Origin of the sequence: Paenibacillus sp. Mc5Re-14 (assembly GCF_001049835.1) — a bacterium.
In the GTDB taxonomy this organism is placed as follows: Bacteria; Bacillota; Bacilli; order Paenibacillales; family Paenibacillaceae; genus Paenibacillus; species Paenibacillus polymyxa_C.
The window spans coordinates 2,806,658-2,828,399 of sequence record NZ_CVPD01000001.1 but is presented as its reverse complement, the minus strand read 5'-3'; the positions used below and the strand labels follow the sequence as shown (position 1 = coordinate 2,828,399).

Annotated in this window: 19 protein-coding genes and 2 pseudogenes; 6 read left to right on the top strand and 15 right to left on the bottom strand. The window is 47.4% G+C overall.

Annotation, left to right across the window (positions count from 1 at the left end; translation table 11 throughout):
- Positions 1–76: 76 nt before the first annotated feature.
- Positions 77–634, bottom strand: a complete 558-nt coding sequence (locus tag BN1546_RS12845) for a glycerol-3-phosphate responsive antiterminator (RefSeq protein ID WP_019688909.1) — start codon at positions 632–634, stop codon at positions 77–79.
- 307 nt (positions 635–941) lie between these two features.
- On the opposite strand from BN1546_RS12845, the gene BN1546_RS12840 reads away from it, so the two are divergent.
- On the top strand, positions 942–1,439 hold the full coding sequence (locus BN1546_RS12840; RefSeq protein WP_058711218.1) for a DUF1036 domain-containing protein: 498 nt from the start codon (positions 942–944) through the stop codon (positions 1,437–1,439).
- 18 nt (positions 1,440–1,457) lie between these two features.
- Here BN1546_RS12840 and BN1546_RS12835 read toward each other — a convergent pair.
- Positions 1,458–2,039, bottom strand: a pseudogene (locus tag BN1546_RS12835) (alpha/beta hydrolase); the annotation flags it as partial.
- A gap of 261 nt (positions 2,040–2,300) precedes the next feature.
- On the opposite strand from BN1546_RS12835, the gene BN1546_RS12830 reads away from it, so the two are divergent.
- Complete coding sequence (locus tag BN1546_RS12830) at positions 2,301–2,936, top strand: NAD(P)-dependent oxidoreductase (RefSeq protein ID WP_090737799.1); 636 nt, start codon at positions 2,301–2,303, stop codon at positions 2,934–2,936.
- A gap of 81 nt (positions 2,937–3,017) precedes the next feature.
- Here BN1546_RS12830 and BN1546_RS28495 read toward each other — a convergent pair.
- From BN1546_RS28495 to kduI, 8 genes and pseudogenes are all read right to left on the bottom strand, one after another.
- Positions 3,018–3,231 (bottom strand): annotated as a pseudogene (locus BN1546_RS28495) (hypothetical protein); the annotation flags it as partial.
- A gap of 327 nt (positions 3,232–3,558) precedes the next feature.
- Entirely contained in the window at positions 3,559–4,149 is a 591-nt protein-coding gene (locus BN1546_RS12820) for a GNAT family N-acetyltransferase (protein ID WP_090737797.1), read from the bottom strand.
- 49 nt (positions 4,150–4,198) lie between these two features.
- A complete protein-coding gene (locus BN1546_RS12815; protein WP_090737795.1) occupies positions 4,199–5,566 on the bottom strand; it encodes an MFS transporter in 1,368 nt (455 codons plus the stop codon).
- Positions 5,567–5,658: 92 nt separating this feature from the next.
- The gene (locus tag BN1546_RS12810) at positions 5,659–6,810 is read right to left on the bottom strand and encodes a winged helix-turn-helix domain-containing protein (protein ID WP_090737793.1); all 1,152 of its coding nucleotides are present in this window, start codon (positions 6,808–6,810) and stop codon (positions 5,659–5,661) included.
- The gene (locus tag BN1546_RS12805) at positions 6,791–8,029 is read right to left on the bottom strand and encodes a CynX/NimT family MFS transporter (protein WP_090737791.1); all 1,239 of its coding nucleotides are present in this window, start codon (positions 8,027–8,029) and stop codon (positions 6,791–6,793) included. The genes BN1546_RS12810 and BN1546_RS12805 overlap by 20 nt, the downstream gene beginning before the upstream one ends.
- A gap of 248 nt (positions 8,030–8,277) precedes the next feature.
- Positions 8,278–9,054 carry a 2-dehydro-3-deoxy-D-gluconate 5-dehydrogenase KduD gene (gene kduD, locus BN1546_RS12800; protein WP_040102621.1) on the bottom strand — a complete coding sequence of 259 codons (777 nt, stop codon included), beginning with the start codon at positions 9,052–9,054 and terminating at the stop codon, positions 8,278–8,280.
- Between the two features lie 49 nt (positions 9,055–9,103).
- A complete protein-coding gene (locus BN1546_RS12795; RefSeq protein WP_013373614.1) occupies positions 9,104–9,748 on the bottom strand; it encodes a bifunctional 2-keto-4-hydroxyglutarate aldolase/2-keto-3-deoxy-6-phosphogluconate aldolase in 645 nt (214 codons plus the stop codon).
- Positions 9,749–9,827: 79 nt separating this feature from the next.
- Positions 9,828–10,658, bottom strand: coding sequence for a 5-dehydro-4-deoxy-D-glucuronate isomerase (gene kduI / locus BN1546_RS12790; protein WP_013373615.1), 831 nt, complete (start codon positions 10,656–10,658; stop codon positions 9,828–9,830).
- Positions 10,659–10,998: 340 nt separating this feature from the next.
- On the opposite strand from kduI, the gene BN1546_RS12785 reads away from it, so the two are divergent.
- Positions 10,999–11,955, top strand: a complete 957-nt coding sequence (locus BN1546_RS12785) for a sugar kinase (RefSeq protein ID WP_013373616.1) — start codon at positions 10,999–11,001, stop codon at positions 11,953–11,955.
- Positions 11,956–12,135: 180 nt separating this feature from the next.
- Here BN1546_RS12785 and BN1546_RS12780 read toward each other — a convergent pair whose 3' ends face one another.
- Complete coding sequence (locus BN1546_RS12780) at positions 12,136–13,149, bottom strand: LacI family DNA-binding transcriptional regulator (protein WP_058830303.1); 1,014 nt, start codon at positions 13,147–13,149, stop codon at positions 12,136–12,138.
- 289 nt (positions 13,150–13,438) lie between these two features.
- On the bottom strand, positions 13,439–14,848 hold the full coding sequence (locus BN1546_RS12775) for an MATE family efflux transporter (protein ID WP_058830304.1): 1,410 nt from the start codon (positions 14,846–14,848) through the stop codon (positions 13,439–13,441).
- 355 nt (positions 14,849–15,203) lie between these two features.
- Here BN1546_RS12775 and BN1546_RS12770 point away from each other — a divergent pair, with 355 nt between their 5' ends.
- The 3 genes from BN1546_RS12770 to BN1546_RS12760 all read left to right on the top strand — a co-directional run bounded on the left by BN1546_RS12770 (position 15,204) and on the right by BN1546_RS12760 (position 18,673).
- The gene (locus tag BN1546_RS12770; RefSeq protein WP_090737788.1) at positions 15,204–16,211 is read left to right on the top strand and encodes an acrylyl-CoA reductase family protein; all 1,008 of its coding nucleotides are present in this window, start codon (positions 15,204–15,206) and stop codon (positions 16,209–16,211) included.
- A gap of 256 nt (positions 16,212–16,467) precedes the next feature.
- Positions 16,468–17,028, top strand: a complete 561-nt coding sequence (locus tag BN1546_RS12765; protein ID WP_090737786.1) for an RNA polymerase sigma factor — start codon at positions 16,468–16,470, stop codon at positions 17,026–17,028.
- Entirely contained in the window at positions 16,988–18,673 is a 1,686-nt protein-coding gene (locus BN1546_RS12760; RefSeq protein WP_090737783.1) for a DUF4179 domain-containing protein, read from the top strand. The genes BN1546_RS12765 and BN1546_RS12760 overlap by 41 nt, the downstream gene beginning before the upstream one ends.
- Before the next feature lie 109 nt (positions 18,674–18,782).
- Here the strand turns inward: BN1546_RS12760 and BN1546_RS12755 are convergent, their stop codons facing one another.
- Genes BN1546_RS12755 through BN1546_RS12745 form a run of 3 tightly spaced genes read right to left on the bottom strand, consistent with a single transcriptional unit; the run spans position 18,783 to position 21,722 of the window.
- Entirely contained in the window at positions 18,783–19,607 is an 825-nt protein-coding gene (locus tag BN1546_RS12755) for a carbohydrate ABC transporter permease (protein WP_013373623.1), read from the bottom strand.
- The gene (locus BN1546_RS12750; protein ID WP_090737781.1) at positions 19,607–20,473 is read right to left on the bottom strand and encodes a carbohydrate ABC transporter permease; all 867 of its coding nucleotides are present in this window, start codon (positions 20,471–20,473) and stop codon (positions 19,607–19,609) included. The genes BN1546_RS12755 and BN1546_RS12750 overlap by 1 nt, the downstream gene beginning before the upstream one ends.
- A gap of 16 nt (positions 20,474–20,489) precedes the next feature.
- Entirely contained in the window at positions 20,490–21,722 is a 1,233-nt protein-coding gene (locus tag BN1546_RS12745; protein ID WP_090737779.1) for an ABC transporter substrate-binding protein, read from the bottom strand.
- Positions 21,723–21,742: the final 20 nt, after the last annotated feature.

Below are 21,742 nucleotides of genomic sequence, written 5' to 3'. Positions count from 1 at the left end.
GCAGGTCGTTCCCCGCGCCAAGCCAAAGGCCGCGCTCCTTGCTATTATGTAGGTTGCCCACTTGATTCAAAAAAAGCTATCGCTTATAGTGCTCAAACAGTTGTTTATTGGAGGTCGTAACCGCTGCAGCTCCCGCTGCCAACGCCGCTTCCACATCCTCAGGGGTACGAATAAGTCCGCCAGCCAAAATAGGAATACCCGTGCGTTCACTGACCTCCGCAATCATCGGCGGCACAACACCCGGCAGCACCTCAATATAATCGGGGCGCGTTTTTTCCACCAGTGCGTAGCTTTTTTCCAGCGCAATCGTATCCAGCAGGAACACTCGCTGTACAGCAAGAATCCCCTTTTTTTTAGCAGTTGCAATCACCCCGGAACGGGTCGAGATAATCCCAAATGGCTTAATTTCCTGACACAAATACTCAGCGGCATACTCGTCATTCTTCAAACCTTGCACCAGGTCGGCATGCAGAAGCATCTGCTTATTGCGGCTCCTTGCCATCTGATATAGGTTGCGCAACTGCGCTACATGCGTATCCAGAAAAACAGCATACTCATAAGAGCTGTCCAAAATATCCTCCAACTGCTTCATGTGCTTAGCTGCAGGTAAAATGCGTTGTCCCTGAAATGGCATGGATATCCCCCTTAGGCCGAAGTCGGTCAAACTCGTTCAAATTTTATATTATCACTCTGTTCGATGAACGTGAAGCGATCTCATAAGAATCCCCCTTCATACTCCATATGTTCCTTTATTTATAAACCGCGAACTCCCCATATTCCAATTGTGCGCTCGATTACTCCCACCTCTTTTACTTCCCTACCACAAAAACATTGAGATATTGCATTCATTTTTTGTACTTTTTGATCGTCCACATGTCCATTTCTTTTCCAGAAAATTCGCATAGATTGATATTAATCTTTCAAAGAATGGAGTGATTAGAATGGGTTTTTATGTTCGTAACAGTACGCCTAATCCTATTTCGGTTGCTGTTGGATACTATGATTCTGGTTGTAGTCCCATCACCTATGCTAAGAGAGGCTGGTACCGTATAGAACCCGGTAGACGCGCATTTCTTGTAGCTGGGTCAGCCGCAAACCAAACATTTTATGTCTACGGGCATGACAGTTTTGGTAATTGGTGGGGTGGCAATTTCTACACAGATGTTCCTAGAGAGGCTTTCACAAGATGCTGGATAGCAGGTTGCCAAGGCCAGGGCTGTAGAAATGTGGGGTTCGATGAGATCAATGTTGGCAATTTCGAAAACTACACACTAAACCTTGTAGATAGTACCCAAGGTGCATCTAAGTCAAGACGTACTCTAGTAGCGAAAAAAAGAAAAACCAATTTTAAATTAGGGAAGTTCAGCTTTATAAAATCACCTGGAAGAATAGGTAAACTAGGCAAGACTAGGAAACCACTATATGGTAAACGCAACTAGAATGATATAAACAGAACCAAAAGAAGCGTCCGTCACTGGATAGAACAGCAACTGCTGCCGAATGGTAGGACCACTGCGTTCTTTGGCCAGCAGAGTTACAGCTGCAGTCATGTTACCACCGACACTATCTCCGGCGATCGTCAGCGTATCGGGCTTCAGCCCATGCTCGCGCCCATGCTGTGCCACCCATTGAACGACCGCGTAAATTTCCTCAATCGCCGTCGGATATTTGGCTTCAGGCGACAAGCTGTATTCCGGGAATACAACGGCTGCCTGTGAGCCTACCGCCAGTTCACGAATCAGACGGTCATGCGTATGAGCATTACCGAATACCCAGCCTGCTCCGTGGATATATACAATGACCGGGAGATCGCCTGTCACCTGTTGTGGACGAACAATTTTGACCTTCACCTCACCGCCAGGGCCACCTGGAATCGACAGGTCATCCAGGTCTGCGGCAGGTTTATCTGCTGGACCGGATTGAACTTCATTGACCGTTTCACGTCCTTTTTCAGGACCCAAATCATACAGAAACGGAGGCTTGGCATTATCGTCTGCAAATTTTTGCGCTGCGGGCTCCAGCTGTACTTTTTTACTCATATCGTTTCACTCTTCCTTTCTGATCTGCGGTCTACATGTATTCAATATGGTTTACATTTACTTATTCAGTATCATCTTATATTTAAACGAGTTCCTCTCTTTCCAATCGGAGGACTCTATCTTGCCCAACAGAAGAGCTTGACTTTTAATTTGTATTGTAACTATAATAGTTACATATTAAAGTTCAAGTATGAACATCATGCAACGCATGAATCAAGCAAATAAATCATCCAAATCATTTTTTTAGGAGGCTATTCTATTATGAAAATTGCAGTTATTGGTGCAGGCGGTAAAGCAGGAAGTAATATCGTAAAAGAAGCATTAGACAGAGGGCATGAAGTAACCGCCATCTTGCGTGACCCGGCTAAAGTAACGGACAATCGTGCTGCTGTAGTACAAAAAGACGTTTTTGATTTGAAAACAGATGATCTGAAAGGTTTTGACGTCGTTGTTAATGCTTTTGCAGCTCCGTTTGGACAAGAGCATCTGCATGTAGATGCAGGTAATGTACTGATTGAGGCTCTCCGCAATGTATCCGGTACTCGCCTGATTGTTGTAGGTGGTGCAGGCAGCTTGTTTACGGATGAATCCGAGACACTCTTGGTAAAGGATACTCCTGACTTCCCTGATTTTGTATATCCAACAGCTCATAACCAAGGAAAAAACCTGGAAATTCTACGCGGTACCAGCGACCTGAACTGGACGTTCATTAGTCCTTCCGCAGAATTTGCTCTCGGCAAACGTACAGGCTCTTATCAAGTGGGCAAAGACACACTGCTGGTTAATTCCAAAGGTGCAAGCTATGTAAGCTATGAGGATTATGCTGTTGCCGTAGTAGACGAAATTGAAAAACCACAACATCTGAATCAACGCTTCACTGTCGTATCGGAGTCCTAATTCTGCAGCTGAACCGAACATTCCAACATAAAAAGACCCTTCGATCACTTTCCACCCTGCTTGGAAAATGACCCCGAAGGGTTCTGTCACTTTGGGGGGCAAGTATTTTCATAATCCATGGAACAACGAACCAGCCACCCAGAATAGCCCCCACGAAGAAAATCAACTTCTTGCCAACAAGAAGTCCCAGCGAGGTTTACCCACCCCAGCACAATACCAGCGATCAGCTTTCCTAATACTGCAGGTTGACCGAGCTTAACCGATAGATGACCGGCTTTTTTGTAAACAACAGAATCTACAGAAGATACAATATAAATTGCATCCTTTTGTCTATCCTCGAACTTGTTTGTGCATAACTCTTATTAAAGAAAACGGATAATCATAAAATGCAGAACAATCGTCCAAAATATGTGTCTGACCTTAAACAGACCAACAACTCGCAAAATAAAAAGGGAAACCCGACATACAGCACAGGTTCCCCTAAAAAGACATAAAGGAGCCTTGGTGACAGGCTCCTCCGGTAATTCATATATTCATTTGATGTTGTCGGTTATCCTTGCGCAAACAAGTAACGTTATCTTTTAATTATATCTCTTCTGCAAACCCATGTAAACGTATTGAATCAATTTTCTGCTTGTTTCACATATCTGTCGCGATATTCATGCTGCAGCATACTCATCAAAATCGAATCGTGGTATTGGTGATTGTAAAATAAAGCATCCCGCTGCACACCTTCACGCTTAAAGCCTACTTTTTCATAGCAGCGGATGGCCTTTTCATTAAAATCAAATACATTCAGCTCAATCCGATGCAGGTTACAAATGCCGAACCCATAGTCCAGCATTAACACAAGCGCTTCGGTGCCGTAGCCTTTGCCTTGATCCCCCTGCTCATTGATCGCAATACGGATGTTGGCGCTGCGATTCAGGCTATCCATATCCTGTAATGCAATATCGCCGATGACACGATCATCCTCCTGAAGTGCAATGAGAAGCAGCAAGCTTGAGGCATCCTGCCCTTTACCTTCAATGTAACGGGCAATTTGCTCTTTGGTAAAGCTTCGCTGTGTGCCCGTCAGCCTCCGCACTTCCTGATGGAACAATGTATTATAGTATAGCTCGGTGTCCTCCACGTTAATGGGACGCAAGTACACCCGTGATCCTTCAAGCAGCCGTGCCACTGGCGTTGTGGACAAAGAATTTTGAGTCAACATAAATCTCTCCTATGCTAAAAATATAAATTGCTAGAATGGAAGCAAACGATTACGCTAGGTCGACATTTTGTTCATTCGAAGGGGTAGGATTAGCGAGAGACTCGCGCCAAATTACGGATTGAAACAGTAGTCCTGCCAAACCTAGAATTCCAACAGTCATCCCGATCCAAACAAAAGCCGTTCCCGCACCTGCTATTCGGATCAATACTCCCCCAGCAAGCGGCGAAATGACCATGATCGCTCCAATCACGGTACTTTGGATACCAAAGACACGCCCCACCATATCAGCAGGGGTTTTGGCTTGTAATATGTAATTCTGGGTGATAATGTACAGGCCGTTCCCCACACCTAACATGGCCCCGATCGTAAGCAGAACAGGGAGTCCTGTCCCGGGTTGCGCCCAACCCAAAGCGGCAATAGCTCCGCCAACCAGCACATACCCTCCACCGAGCCCCCAGCCTGCGCTTATACGATTCAAGCGATTAAGCACAAGCATGCAGCCGACGGCGCCAGCACCTATAGCTGAAACCAGCCAACCGAGCAGCGATTCGTTGCCCGGAGCGAGCACTCGCAGCAATGTAGGGAACTGGTAGTCGATCATAAGAATGGCGATCAAACCGAACAGGCCGAATATGAGCGTATGCAAAAGCATTCGACTGCGCCAGAGGAACGCCCAGCCCTCCCGCCACTGGCTGAAAAAACGGGATGCGTGAGCAGGCCCTCCCTGCATCTTGGCATCATCTGCCTCATCCGCTGTAAGCGATGCCGACTTCCTTAGCTGCGCGTCAGCACCAGCAACCGCTTGCTGGTCTGTGCTGGCCAGCGCCGGACCGATGCCACGCAGCGGCCAGAGCAGCAGGCCGGAGCAGAGACGCAGCAGTGCATTCAGGATAATGCATGCTTGCGGGGACAGCACAGCCAAGGTCATGGCGCCCAGCAAGGGCCCCGCGACTTTGGAGGCCTGATTGACCAGCCCATTCAGTGAGGTTGCACGGAACAGGTCGCCACTGGCGACCACTGTACGGGTCAAGCCTTGCTGTGAAGGCATTTGGAATACGCCAGCCGCCGCGCGCAAACCAAGCAAAGGCAACAGCCACGCCGGACCTGGGACGGCGAGAATCGCCAGCGTCAATAAGGCGATAGCTGCATCGCAGATGATCATCAGCCGCGCCTTATGCACCCGATCGGCTAACGTGCCTGCAATGGAACCGAGCAGCAGACCCGGCAGTGCCATGACTACCGGAATCAGCGCAATCAGCATGGGATCGGCTTCCCAGCGGTAAGCAACAAGCACCTGAATGGCGATAGCATCAAACCAATCGCCAAAGGAAGCAGCCGTATGGGCCGCAAACATCCGCCGAAAACGACCGTTACGCCAAATGCTGAGCGTGGATTGCAATTCTTTATTTTCCTTCATTTCTACTCACCCTGCTCTCATTTTCTGCTTCTTTAGCAATAAGAACATTCTAGCGGGCCTATATCAGAGGAAAATCAGACAGCTAAAAAAAGTCAGGCCCCAGAAAGGATCTGCTCCAGCCAGCGTCTTAGCGCCGGACGATGCAATGTTAAATTATTGTCCCGATCAAGCCGATTATATTGAGCCGCGTATTTCTCTTCCAACATGGGATAAGAGCCGCAGAGCTTCAAAAAACCGCGAATTTGGCAAACCGCCTTGATTTTTAGCAGTTCCTGTTTCGCCATATCAAGGGTAACTAGCCCCTCATCCATGAGCCGCTCGGCGTTGTCCACATCTCCAGTACGCAGCAGCATAAGTCCGCGCATCATGCGATAACGACCCAGTTCACGCAAATACGGAGCTTTCGACAGCATGCCTTCCAGACGATCAGAAAGTTCAGCAGCCTTTTCCATGTGATTGGCAACCAGATGCATGTACATCTCCATGAGCGCAACCGGCATCACAAATTTATCGAGATCATCCCGCTCCATGACCATTAAGGTCAGTGATAGACCTTCCTGTGCGCGTTCAGGTTGTCCATTTTCCACATAAGCCTCCAGGATATTGAGGATGCGTAATTCGCGCTCTTGGTCACTGGACAGCAATTCACTGACAAGCGCACGCTCACATAGAGCAAGCCCCTCATCCGTTACCCCTGCTGTGCCCGTATATAGCAGCAGCATCCAATACAAACGGTCCGCGGGTGCAAAATCCTCCTGCTTCAAGAACCAAGCCACATCTGCCTGTACAAAACGGGTATACATTTGATAAAAGGAGGACATTTGAAAACCCATCTGCTCCTGCTGGGCAGCCAGTGCTACGATGGAATTTCCCTGTCCCAACAGCTGGTATTTGCGGAATAGTCCATGTACGGCGTCTTGCACCTCCTGATCGTGCAAGGACGGATGGTTCTGCGGCTGCACGTCAGTCAGGGTCAAGCTGTAGCCATACCCTCTAACCGTATGAATACGAAGCCCAGTCCATGCCTTAAGTTTTTTGCGCAATCTGTAGATATGATCATCCACGGTACGCTCCACTGGATATTCCAACGGCCACACACGATCCAGCAGTTGTTCCCGGGTGAACACCTGATTCCGGTTATCGTATAGAAAGCGCAACAACGCAAACTCTTTAGCCAACAACATAACACGATCTGCATTATAGACCACGCTATAGCCATCTGCATCAAATTGCAGCCTGATCATCCACCTCGCCTCCGACATATCGTTTCTTGGCTGCACCCAGGCCTGTAAACATAAGCAGCACACTCAGGCACAAGAGTAAAAGTAGCGGAATTGTCCAGCCTTGTGTCGCATCATGCAAATAACCGAATAGTGTCGGTCCTGTCGCTGCCAGCAAATAACCAAAGGATTGCGCCATACCTGACAGCTCTGCGGCCTGCTGCGGTGTCCGGGTCCGCAAATTAAAGAACATCATGACTAGCGGGAAAGCAAAACCACCTGCTATTCCAATACAAATAACCCAAACCACACTCCACTGTGTAGCCCCGAGCAGAAATCCACCCAGACCGATAAAATACAGCACTGCCATAATCAGAACCAATAGCCGCTGATCCTTCACTCGCGCCGCCCAAATAGGCACAATAAAAGTAAATGGCATTTGTGAAAATTGCAGCACAGACAGCATCCATCCCGCAGTCTCTGAATCCATTCCCTGTCCGCTCATCATTTCGGGAAACCAGGCAGCAGGAACATAGAACAGGGCAGATTGCAGCCCCATAAACAGCGTTACCTTCCAAGCCAAAGACGATTTATACACATTCACCGTTCGGGCAGACACTGCCGCTTGATTAGCCGTTCGGCGCGCCTTAAGAAGCTGGGGCACCCAGAGTAAAATACCTACGACACCGACAATCGCCCAAATTCCCAAAGCACCGCGCCAGCCCATTCCTCCGTTCAGTGCCAGCGGTATACTCAGACCGGATGCTGTTGCAGCGACCACATTCATGGATACGGAATATACGCCGGTCATTAGTCCACTATTGCGGGGGAACTCCTCTTTGATTAGGCTGGGCAGCAAAACATTGCATACAGCAATAGCCAGTCCCAGCATCGCAGTCCCGACAAATAATGCAGTCACTCCTAGCGTCGAGCGCACCACAATACCTGCGGTCAACAGCAGCAAGGCTGCAAAAATAATAAAGGAAGACCCGAAGCGGCGCGACAGTTTGGCTACAAAAGGCGACAACAGTGCAAAAGCAAGCAGCGGTAATGTCGTTAACAGACCACTTAGTGTATTCGAAATATGCAAAGAATCCTTAATCAAACCGATAAGGGGTCCTACCGAAGTAATCGAGGCGCGCAGATTGGCACCCACCAGGATGATCCCTGCGGCAAGCACCCAAGGACCTGCATGCCACAAAGATTTGTATACCAAAGCTCGTTGGTGTTGCTGTGAACTCATCTCTCCATTCTCCAATCCATTCTGTATTATGCTCAAAGGCTCCAACCAAGTGTAACGGCTGGAGCCTAGGCAATTTTTATCTCATTAAATTATAAAGGCATTCGTGTCACATGCATAGGACGGAATCGACACAGCGTCCCAAATCTTCATGTTCAGCTTATCGCTTCATCATACAAAAAAGCTGCCTGAAAGGATGAATTCCTTTTGAGGCAGCTTTCAGTTCATGACTTCGATGTGAGTAGCGCTGCTTAACGTACCAGCCAGCCGCCATCCACCGCCAAGATATGACCGTTCATGTAGTCCGAACCCTGACTGGCGAGGAAAACAACAACTCCCATCAGATCAGACGGATCACCCCAACGACCAGCAGGAATACGCGACAATATTTCTTGATTGCGATTTTCATCCGCACGAATTGGAGCTGTGTTCGCCGTAGCAATATAACCAGGGGCAATCGCATTAATCTGAACGTTATGAACCGCCAGCTCGTTTGCAAATGCCTTGGTCAAGCCAGCCACTGCATGCTTACTTGCTGTATACGGCGGAACGAACTTGCCGCCTTGGAAAGCAAGCATAGAAGCGACATTAATAATCTTTCCGCTTTTTTGCTCTACCATTATCTTCGCCACTTCCTGGCTCAAATGGTATACAGCATTCAGATTGATTTCCATAACAGCGTCCCAATCTTCATCTTTATACTCCAGCAAAGGAGCGCGGCGGATCGTACCCGCATTATTGACAAGGATATCAATTTTGCCAAATTCCTTGACGCACTCTTCTACAAGTTTTTTAATGGATGCTTTTTCAGTCAGGTCAGCCTGGTAAAAGGCAAACTTTACACCCGTTGGCTCCAGCAGAAGTCTTGTTTCTTCATAATCATCATTGTTAGCTACAATGAACAGGTTTGCGCCTGCTTTGGCCAAAGCCACGGAATATCCTTGACCTAGTCCACTGTTGCCCCCTGTTACAATCGCCGTTTTACCTTTTAGACTGAAAAAATCCAATGAAAAATTGTCCAGACCCATGCCTACGCCTCCATCACAAATTAGTATAAAAACCTATATTTCCTGAAGCCTACAACGCTGCACGTACTTCTTTATATTTAGCTACATAACGCGCTGCATTTTCTGTGATCAAGTCGTAGCGACCTTCCTTGGCTGGAGCCGTCAAATTGCCTCCAATTCCCACAGCCACACATCCGTTACGCAGCCAGGTTTCCATATTATCCAGATCAACGCCACCCGTTGGCATAATCTGCACGTGAGGCATTGGTCCTCTCACGGCCTTAACAAAGTCCGCCCCCATCGTATTGCCCGGGAACAACTTCACGACATCACTGCCCAATTTCATGGCTTCCTTGATCTCATTCAGCGTCATACAGCCAGGCATATAAGGAATCGCGTACAAATTGCATAGCTTCGCTGTTTCTTCTTCAAAAGAAGGACTCACAACAAATTCTGCTCCGGCCAGAATAGCAATTCTCGCCGTCAGTGACTCCAGTACAGTTCCTGCACCTATAACGGCCCGGTCCTTAAATTCGTCTCTCAATCTTCGAATGACCTGATCCGCATCCGGTGTGGTAAACGTAAGCTCAATATTATCCAAGCCGCCTTCAATACAGGCTTTGGACATTTGATACGCTTCCTCCGCTGTGTTTCCCCGAATGACTGCGACAACACCAACCGAAGTGATATGTTCCAAAACTTTCTTTTTCGTCATGTTCCTGATCCTTTCCACGAATGGGATGACCATGGTTCCTCAGCCGCTTGCAGGTCTACGCTCCAATGCAATGACCGGATTAACGCAGCTCGCTCATGGCTACCTGATCCATGTCCTTGTATGTTTTATTTTCACCGGCCATGCCCCAAATGAAGGTATAGCTACCCGTAGCCGCACCGCAGTGGATAGACCAAGGTGGGGAAATAACGGCTTCATCATTTTTCATGACCAGATGGCGCGTTTCGTTCGGCTCACCCATCAGGTGGAACATTCTGGCGTTCTCATCCAGCTCAAAATAGAAATACACTTCCATGCGACGGTCATGAACATGTGTTGGCATAGAGTTCCACACACTGCCGTTCTCTAATGTGGTCATACCCATAACCAGTTGGCAACTTTGAATGCCTTCATCATGGATAAAGCGACGTAACGTGCGGTTATTGGCTGTTTCCTGCGAACCCAAACTTTCAGACGGCACATCGGCAAAGGACTGCTTCGTCGTCGGATACGTGGTATGAGCCAAGGCTGAAACGATATAAAACTTCGCAGGTTTTTCGCTGGAATCGCTTTCAAAGATCAACTCCTTGGCACCTTTACCTACGTAAAGACAGTCTTTTGTGGCCAGCTCGTAAGTTTCACCATCCACCTTGACCGTACCGCTGCCGCCGACATTAAAAACACCCAGTTCACGGCGCTCCAGGAAAGTTTCCGCTTTGATTTGATCGTTACCTTCCAGTGCAACAGATTTATTCACGGGGTGAATGCCCCCGATAATGACACGATCTTCATGCGTATAGACCAGCTTTACTTCCTCAGGTACAAAAAGCTCCTGGATCAGATAGTGCTGACGCAACTCTTCAGTCGTAAAATGCTTGGCATGTTCGGGATGAGTTGAATAACGCATTTCCATAAAAACATTCCTCCTGTTTAGATAAACTTTTTTATCAACGGAATTGTTATAAAAGCGGTTTCTAACTCTACTTCTTAGCTAGAATTGTAATAATTATCTAAGAGGGTGTCAACCCAAAACTTCATCATTCCTAGAAAAAGCCTTAATATTCGCGAATTTTTACATACTTTTTACCTTTTGATAAACAAGAACATATTTTTTTATCTATATTACCCAAAAAGTTTTTAGCAAATATATCAACTTACTCATTGTGAAAAACCGATTTATGTGATAATTTCATTTTATTCAAGTGGTGCATACGCTTACAGATTTAGTTTACTAAACATAAGGAGGAATTCAAATGACCGCAACATTGGATGCTGTTACCTTCGGAGAACCCATGGCCATGTTTTACGCCAATGAAGCAGGCTCTCTGGATGAGGTGCGTTCATTCACCAAAGCGCTGGCCGGAGCGGAGACGAATGTTTCGGCCGGTTTGTCGCGTTTGGGACTACGAGCCGGACTCGTGACCAAACTCGGCGAGGATACGTTCGGCAAGTTCATTGCCGATGCACTGCGTCAGGAGAAGATTGACACCCAAAATGTCATGTTTACCAAAGACCACTCTACCGGGATGCTGATTAAATCCAAAGTTACCAGCGGCGACCCTGAGGTCGAATATTTTCGCAGGCATTCCGCCGCTTCCACACTGAGCATTGCTGATTTTAACGAGGCTTACTTTGCCGGGGCTCGCCACCTGCACTTTACAGGTATTTCTGTCGCACTTTCCCCTGAATGCCGCGACTTCGCCCGACATGCAAAGCAGTTTATGAAAAAGGCAGGCAAAACCGTATCCTTCGATCCCAACCTCAGACCCAAGTTATGGCCTGACACACAAACCATGGTGGAGGCGATTAACGAAGCATCCGAGGGTTGCGACTGGCTGCTGCCAGGCATTCATGAAGGTAAAATATTAACAGGCTATACTTCGCCTGAAGACATCGCTTCGTTCTACCTCGATCGCGGCACCTCGCTGGTGATCATCAAGCTGGGAACCGAAGGCGCCTATTACAAATCCGCAGATGCAGAGGGATATGTCAAGCGTTTCCGCGTAGATCATGTCGTGGATACCGTCGGCGCAGGTGACGGTTTTGCCGCAGGTGTTATCAGCGCGCTGCTGGAAGGATTACCCCTGGCTGAAGCAGTCAAGCGCGGTAATGCACTTGGTGCGCTGGCTGTCATGTCAGCCGGAGACATGGACGGCTATCCGACGCGAGCCGAATTGGAATCTTTTTTGCTCAGCGCCAGCACCAATTAGTTTGGGTTCATTCCCCGCATAACCTTTACCGCTATGAGCGCAAGCTCAACAAGGCCGAATCCTAAGTCAGCCTTAACTTCCAATAGCCCGTATTCGCATTTGTACGATCTGAGCAGCATACGCATACTTAGGTCGTACAAAGGAATACGGGCTATTTTTATATATATGACATATACTCGTCTACAGCGTTTTGACGGATTCTCCTCGATTGATATCCGGTACAAATCGGTAAATAATCGGAACCGACTCGCCGCCTTCCTCAATGCTGGACAGCAGCGTTTTTGCCGCCTGCTTCCCCATATCCGCAATCGGTTGTGTAATGGTCGTAATGGGCGGATTGTAAATATGGGCAAACTCCGCATCGTCAATCCCGATAATGGACAATTCTGCCGGAATACGTATACGGCGGGCATTCACATACTTCAACACCTCAGCCAACACGATATCATTCCCGGCCAACAGTGCAGTCGGCGGCTCCGGCAGTTGGAACAGTTCCTTCAATGTCTGCTGGATTTCTTCTCTTGGTACACTGTGCATATATTCTTCACGAAATGACAAGCCATGCTCCTCAAGCGCCTTCTTATATCCGCTGAGCCGCTCCACTCGCGGAGTAATCCGATTCAAGCCAAGGGGCAAAGTAATCAACGCAATTCGTTCATGCTTGTGAGCCACAAGTTCCTGAATCGCCAGCTTAATCGCCATTTCGTTATCCAGCAGCAGGCTGCGTGTATTGACACCGTCCACCAGGCGGTCCAAAAACACCAATGGATATTTTCCCCGAATGAGCTGGTTGTAAATGTCTGCATGCTTTCCTGTCGGGAAGATGATTAAGCCGTCCACTTGACGGGCCTTGAGCATCTCAATATACTGGCTTTCCTTGTCAGGGTTTTCATCGGCGTTGCAAATGATCACCTGAATGCCAAAGCGCTGCAATTCCTCCTCAATCGCACGGATAGACTGAATCGACAGCGTATAATCAATGTTGGCCACAATGACTCCCACCATAAACGTCCGGTTTTGCTTCAAGCTGCGGGCCAGCCCGTTAGGCTGATAGTTCAGCTCTTGAATAACCTCGGCGATCCGGTCCTTGGTTTGGTCGCTCATATATTTATATCGTTTGTTCAGAAATTGCGAGACCGTGCTTTTAGACACTCCCGCCTTCTGGGCAACATCTTCAATCGTCGGCTTCTTCATCGGTACACTCCTTGTCTTTCATGTACTGCGTTAGTGCAACAAAAGTATATCTTTCTTTTAGTAAATTTACCATACTTCTATTTATGAATGCCATTATGATATATTCTGAGCTTAAAACTTACCTGTGGTGCCACTTCGCCAACTCCATTTTCATATACAATTTTTGGCTCACTGCTATTTCCTCTCTATGCAGGAAAAAGAGGTAGTTCAAGATGTTCTCTTGAACTACCTCCACGTATACAACTCTATCAAAAAGCTAGGTTCCAGTTAACCCGAATAACTACTTGGATTAGTGTGCCGGAACAGGCGTTGCAGATTGATCCGGTGTATCGTGCTCGACCAGCGAATGCTTTTCCCATAACCGGCTTCTCCAGCGGGCATACATGATGACAGCACGAGTCCACTCATCAGCAGCAATCGCCAGCCACACGCCAGCGAGTCCCATATCCAGCTTGAACACCAGCAGATAGCCCAGCGGCAAGCTCATGCAGACCATGGAGATCAACCCCATAAAGACCGGGAACTTGGCATCTCCAGCAGCACGCAACGAGTTAATAATGACGATATTCGTCGTCCGGCCAGTTTCCAGCAGAATGCTAAGTAAAATAACCTGCGCACCCAAACGAATAATTTCAGGGTTTTCCGTAAACAAACCGAGTAAGGGTACACGGAAAAAGATAACCACTGCATCAATGATCACAGTCACGAGCAGCGCCCATTTCACACTGCTCAATACACGTTTGTAAGCCGTATCCTTCTCCCTGGCTCCCACGAGCCTTCCCACTACAATAGCCGTTCCCATACCAACTGCCATACTGAACAAATAAATATAGCTCGAAATATTATTGGCATATTGACGTGTCGCCATCGCTTCAGCGCCCAGATAAGTCACATACAGTGTAAATATGAGCTGACAAGACTGATACATGATGGACTCCAGCGCGGATGGTACACCAATACGCAATATTTTTGTGATAAATTTTCTGGATAAATGGACGTAATATTTCCACTCGACACGGACCTCAGTTACCCGGTACATCAGCCAGAAGAAGATCAAGAGACAAATAAAGCGGCTACCTACTGTAGAAATAGCAGCACCTTCTACACCGAGTGCAGGCATTCCCCAATGCCCCAAAATCAAAACATAGTTGCCGACCACGTGGATCACGTTCATAAAAACCGATACATACATCGTTTCTTTGGTAAAACCGTGCGTACGAATGGTCGCCGCCAGCGAGTTAATCAATGCCTGAAGGAAAATGGCCCCCCCGACAATACTCATATAGGATTCTGCGTAAGTCAGAATATCCCCCTGGACATTCAGCCATTGCAACATATGAGTACCAAACACAAGAAAAATCACGCTTAGCAAAAGACCTACCATTAAATTCAGAGTAATGGCCGTACCCGTCACCTGGGCCGCTTCGACAAGTTTCTTAGAACCGATATATTGAGCTACGACGATAGCAGCGCCGTTGCCGATAACCTCCAGTACAAGGATAGCGATTGAAATAATTTGATTGGACGCGCCCACACCCGACACTGCATTATCAGATACAGAACTGAGCATGAATGTATCGACGCTTCCCATTAGCATAAACAGGAACAATTCAAGGAAAATAGGCCATGTCAAACGGAACAAATTCAGTTCCTTGGCTTCGGACAATACCGAACCATTTTTTAGTGCTCTGGTTGTCATTCATTCACCTTTCTTCATAGAATATTTAATGATCAAAGGGTATGTTAGCACAGTCATTCTGAAAATACATCCCGTTTACGTAAAATGATTTGAAAAATACGTAAGAATTCATTTATCACCTTCTTATAATTGATTATCGAACTTTATTGAAACAGGATGTTGCAAGGATACATCCATAATCTGGACTTTTCGACGTCGTTATGAGCTAAAGGGTATAATAGATTAAGAGCTTGTGAGCATTGCCGCTGACAGGATGTGCAGATTGTTGTATGCTTCCTAAGCATAATTTGTAAGTTAGAAATGGATTATATAGGTCATTCATAGACTTAAACGGTAATAAAGGAGGCTTTTACAGATGACTCAATCATTTCAAGCCCTTGTCGTCGATCAGACGCATGACGGAGAGGTTCAAGCAGAAGTACGTTCTTTGAAAACTGACAATTTACCTGCTGGAGAAGTATTGATTCGTGTCGCTTATTCCAGCATCAATTATAAAGACGGGCTTGCCGCCCGCAAGGATGGCAATATTGTCAAATCCTATCCGTTCGTACCCGGCATAGATTGCTCGGGAACCGTCGTCTCTTCGGAGGATAGCCGTTTTAGCGAAGGACAAGCGGTACTCGTTACCGGGTACGGGCTGGGTGTGTCTCAATTCGGAGGATTCAGCCAATATGCGCGCGTGCCTGCGGACTGGGTGGTTCCGCTTCCCGACGGACTCACGCTGAGAGAGGCGATGATTTTTGGGACAGCCGGATTCACCGCAGCCCTGTCGTTATATCGGCTGGAGCAAAACGACGTTGCGCCGGAGAAGGGTAAGGTGCTCGTCACCGGAGCGACGGGTGGGGTAGGCGGTGCAGCCATTGCCTTGCTGCACAAGAGGGGCTACCATGTCGTAGCCAGCAGTGGCAAGGCTGATTCGCATGATTACCTTAAGGCGCTCGGGGCAGCCGATGTTATTTCGCGTGAGGAGGTTTACGACGGTGCCGAGAGCATCCGGCCGCTAGCCAAGCAGCTTTGGCAAGCGGCTGTAGACCCTGTAGGCGGAAAGCCGCTCGCTTCGCTGCTCAGCCAGATCGCCTACAACGGCTCTGTTGCCGTGAGCGGCCTGACGGCAGGTACCAAGCTGCCTACAACGGTGCTGCCATTTATTTTGCGCGGCGTAAATCTGCTGGGCATAGACTCTGTCTTCTGCCCCTATGACACCCGCGTAGCGATCTGGAAGCACCTCGGCAGTGACTGGAAGCCGGAACAGCTAGAACAGCTCGTTGAGCGCGAAATTGACTTGGCTGACCTGCCAAGCGCGCTCGAAGACATCCTAGCAGCCCGCTCACAGGGTAGAACGATTGTACGGCTGGCTGATTAAGCGGAAGGTTGTCCACAAGCTATCCGTTGACGGGTTTTCGCGCGAAGGTGTGTTTATCCCGTAGGGTCTAGCAATGAAACATATAAGAAGCCTGTAAATCTGCAGTTATGAGATTTACAGGCTTCTTTTTTTGTGTGTTACATTGGAGAAAAAGTGGACACATTCAGAGCGTACGATCTATTTTTCACAACCAAATGAACCTTTTGGGGACTCCAGTTGTTATATAGGTAAACTGCACGAGAAAGGAGAACCGTCTTTGGAGAGTAATCGAGAACTGTTTGATCTGTATCAACGGGATGTATATCGAACCTGCTACTACATGGTCCATAACGCCTCAGATGCAGAGGATTTAACACAGGAAGTGTTTATAACCTTGTTTCGCAGCAATCGTGAGCACATCAAGCAACTAAAAGCCTGGATTATGAAAGTTACGGTCAATCATTGTCTGAACCATCTTAAACGCCGAAAAAGCCTGCATCTGAAAGTATCGGCCAATCTCCATCTTTTTACCGGAACCGAAAGCAAGTCAGTAGACAGGCAGGTGGAGGAACGCGAGTCGGCTGAGGAATGGGCCGTTTATATGAATCGCCTTCCGGCCAAAATCCGCGCTGTGCTGACACTTCGCTATATGCATGATTTCACGCTGGCGGAAATATCCAAACTGCTGGAAATTCCGCTGGGAACCGTCAAATCCAGGACACACAAAGGGCTAAAGTTAATGGAACAAATACTGCGGGAGGCTGGCGCACAGATTCCCGAGCTGGAAGGAGAGAACTATGAACAACGTAGAAAAGGCATTGAAGCGCAAGTTAAATGATGATTCGAAAATGGCCTATCCTGACTTCGATGAGATGTGGAACCGGATGGAACAGACAGGGCATACTGCCCCTACGCTAACCGACACTTTCGATTCATTCACTCCGCACCGACATAGAAATTGGTGCAAAATAGCTATCGCCGCCTCTCTGAGTGCACTTCTCGTTGCCGTTCCCGTCTATGCCGCCATCCATTATAATTGGGACAATCTGCTGCACGGAAGAAGCGGCATTCAGACGGCACTAAATCAAGACCTTGGACAGCCGCTGGAGCAATCCGTAACCAGAGACGGGATAAAGCTGACGTTGCATACCGCTATTGTCGATGAGAATCGGACTGTGATTCTGTACAGCCTGGAGGTCGGAAAACGGGCAGACAACGAGTTTTGGAATGTCAAAGGCGTATCACTTAAAAATGCTTCGGGGAAAAGCAGCGAAGGGGAGTATAGCTTTCAGCAATGGGACGAGAAAAATCAACGCTATAACGGTTACTTTGAAAGTGATTGGACACCGCAGCAAGAAACAGAGAACGTGCGGCTGACCGTAGATCATATAGAGCTCACCAGCGTTCAGGAACTGGATTTGCCGCTCGATATCAAATCACCTCAGACGCAGACTTTCAAACTGGATCGTAACGGCTTACAAGATATGAAGGTGCAAGTATTTGAACAAGGTAAGGACAAGCTGATGCTGTCCTCAGCAATTACCTTCGATTCGTCCATACCAAAGGAATGGGACAATCCGCAAATTATTGCCTACAAAGATGGGAAGCCTGTGAATCCTCAATCTGGAGGGACATTTGGTACACCCGGTGAGAACGGAGAATACACAGCCCAGCAGTATTTTACTAAAGAGGATATACCAGAAGGGCAAACTACTTTTAAACTGCAATATGCACAAACCGAGAAAAGTATACATGAGCCCCTAAATTTTGACCTGCAGTTAAGCAAGAAGAAAATGGAGAGCGGTACAATAAAAAGCGTGCTGAATACCCCATTAGAGAACGGCAATCCGAATTTTATGCTGGAACAAATGATTGTCACACCGACACAAATCCGTGTCACGATCAGAAGCAAGGAGAAATTCGCCATGTTACCTTATCAAAAATATTTTCTTTCTGTGAACGGTACAACGTTAGAGGGTAGCCGTTGGTCTTCACCTGATCAGGAACACGATCTGAACACGATCCGTTTTGAAAGACCGGCCAATCTTGTGATTACCAAGGACACTCCCATTACTTTTACAGGCAAATACAAGGTTACGACCCATTCGGATGACAAAACGCCACAGCGTTTAGCTGATATTTCTGAGCAAAAACAGACGCTAACGACGCAAATCGGTGGCTATCCTGTGAAGTGGACCTACTACAAGCAAGGCTCGGACTTGTTCGTAGAAACCGAAAGTGAGGACACTCACTTTGGGGGGATTAACCAGACGCATATTGGCCTGGGGGAAGAAAGGATTATTGGCAAGCCGATCACGGCCAACTTCGCCGGAGATGGCAATAATAAGGCAGTGGATGTCTACAAGAACTTCAAGGGAAAGGAAGCTTCTATTTATATGTTCTACTATACAACAGACGACCCGGAAGCAGAGACGACCGTACCCTTGCAGCCACTGACAAGCAACAGCAAAGTATCTAAATAACAATGCTATAAAAAGAGGGTTTTCTATACCTGTGTGATTCGCAGTATAGGAGCCCCCTTTTTATTTGCCTAATAAGGCACAGTCTGCGTGAAGCTGTTGTAGCTCAGCTTTACTTCACAGAACCTTGCGTAACACCATTGATAATCCATTTTTGTGCAATCAGGTAAACGATAATCATCGGCAGCAAGGCCATCAGGTACGAGGCAAAGGCCAGATTAAAATCCGTATTGAACTGTCCCTGAAATACATACTGAACGAGCGGCAGTGTATATTGTTCCGCATCGCTGATAATAATGAGCGGCAGTAAAAAGTCATTATATGTGGACAGACAAGTGAGGATCCCCACCGTAGCACTAATCGGCGCCATCAGCGGAAATATAATGCGCCAAAATGTCCCCCATGTCGTCGCGCCATCTACCGTAGCTGCCTCTTCCAATGCCACCGGTATGGAGCGAATATAACCGACATACACGAAGACATTAAACGCCAAGCCATATACCGTATGCAGCACGATAAGACCCAACAGATTGGTCATATGGAGGCCCGAGGCCAGCTTCACAATCGGCAGCATGATGATCGGGAACGGAATGAACATGGCGCTCACAAAGTAAAAATATAACCCCTTGAAGAAATGCCGCTGCATATTACGAGCAATGGCATAAGCAACCATGGAATTGGTGAGCAAAGTGAGGATAACTGTCGATGTTGTCACCATCACACTATTCTGAAAAGCACTGAAAAAGTTGGTCATTTCCACTGCACGACTAAAATTTTCCCAATGCAGCTCCGTCGGAAAGGCAAAGGCGGAATGCGCCATCTGCTCGGGATTTTTAAGTGCAATCGTCACCGTCATATAGAGGGGAAACAGGATAAATATTGTCCCCAACGCTACCAGAATCAGCACAGGCCAGTTGGTACGTCTGCTTGTTTTCATCAGTTGTCCATCTCCCTTCTCTGGAGGAATCGCAGCTGTAAGATGGAAATGATCGCGATCACAATAAAGTAAATCACAGAGTTAGCCGACTGATATGCAAATTCCCCACCTCTAAAGCCCCCGGTGTATATCAGATGGGAAATCGACTGCGTGGCCCGTCCCGGTCCGCCGTTCGTCAAGGCCACGATCTGATCAAATACCATCAGGGAATTTTTCATCGCCAATACCATATTGATCGTAAAAAACGGAGCAATCAACGGAAAGGTAATGCTCCAGAATTCACGCCATTTACCTGCACCATCCAGATTGGATGCCTCATACAGACTGGTCGGAATCGTTTGTAGCCCTGCCAGATAGAGAATCGTATTAAAGGCGATGCCCTGCCATACAGCTACAATGACCACTCCTACCCAAGCCAACTGCTCACTGCCTAAGATGTTCGTCGATAGTGAGCCAATACCTAAGTTCTGTCCCCAGATCGTAAATACATTCGAGAACAGGTAATTGAATATGTAACCTACGATCAACACGCTCAAAATATTAGGTAAGAAATAAATCCCGCGAAAGAAATTACGGAAACGTATTTTAGCGTTCAGCCCCATGGCAATCAGCAAGCTGAGAATATTAATCGCAATGGTAACCACAATCGCAAATTTGAAAGTAAACCAGTAAGCATTGCCCACATTATCGTCCTGAAACAAATTAATATAGTTCTTAAACCCGACAAAGTGGTACTGATGGCCAAATCCGTTCCAATTGGTAAGCGAGTAATAAAATCCCTGCAAGGCAGGTAAGGTCAAAAATACAAAAAACAATAGCACCGCCGGCACCGTCATCCAGTAAAAAGTCGTTAGTCGCTTATTCATGTCTCGTCCTCCTCCCCTATCGGCGGTTAGCTACCTTATTCCACTCCCGGTCGAGCTTGGCTAGATAGGCATCGATGTCTCCGTTTTGCAGGAACGCCTGTACAATTGAATTCAATTGGACCGCTTTGGGAATATAATGATCGGCAAAATCAATAACACGGCCTGATTTAAAATACGGCAGCAGCTCTGCCACACTCGGGTCATCCTGCGTGACTCCCTTCACCGCTGAAAACAACGTTTGTTCCGTAATGTATTGCTTGCTGTTCTCCGGTTTTAATAAGAAGGCAATGAACTCCTCCGCCTCCTTTTTATGCGGCGTGCTTTCCGAAACAGCTAAAAGCGTATCTATACCAGACACCAGCTTGACCGCCTTTGCGTCATTCTCTGTGGGTAACGGGAAAAATCCGAGTTCCACTTTCGGGTTAGCTTTGCGAATTTCAGATATAGCCCACGAGCCCTGGATGTACATCAGTCCCTGCCCGTTAGCGAAAGCACGGTTACCGTCAGCATAGTTTTTGCCAAAATTATCACTATGTCCGTATTTCAGCAGCTCCAGCTGCTTTTCCGCAACCTCCCGGTACTTGTCCTGAAAGGTGACCTGATTCTCACGCCGTTGCAAAAAAAAATCAATGCCCACCAAATTCGGACCCAATGCATTAAAAGGAAGGTTCGTTTGCCAATCATCTTTATATGTAAAATAAAATGGGATTTTACCAGCAGCCTTGATCTTTTGCGCCGTTGCAATCAGTTCATCCCACGTTTTGGGCACCTGTAATCCCATTTCCTTAAAAAGTGTCTTGTTATACATCACACCATTCGCATTCGCAGCATAAGGAATTCCATACACGGGATCGACCCCAGTCACATCCTTAAGCATTTTGAGGTAAATCGGGTCCACCGTACGTGGCAATTCTGTATTCGCGAGATCCGTAAAAATACCGCTCTGTGCCAAAATGGAGTAGGTATCTGTGGCCCCAAGCCCCACAATGTCAGGTACATCGTTTTTGACAACCCGGGTCAATAACACCGTTTCTGCCTCTGGCGGATTGACCTGTGTCACTTCAATACCGGGATGTTCCTGATTGAATTGAGCGATCAGCTTATCGAACGAACCCTTGGCCTCCGGCTTGTTTTGGAAAAACTCAATTTGCACCTTGCCTGAATTGTCACTCCTATTGCATGCGCTTACAATGATCGCTAGCAGCAGGATCGCCGCTAGTGCAGACAGTCTTTTGACCCCATTCCACATGCTCATACCTCCTTTTCCCC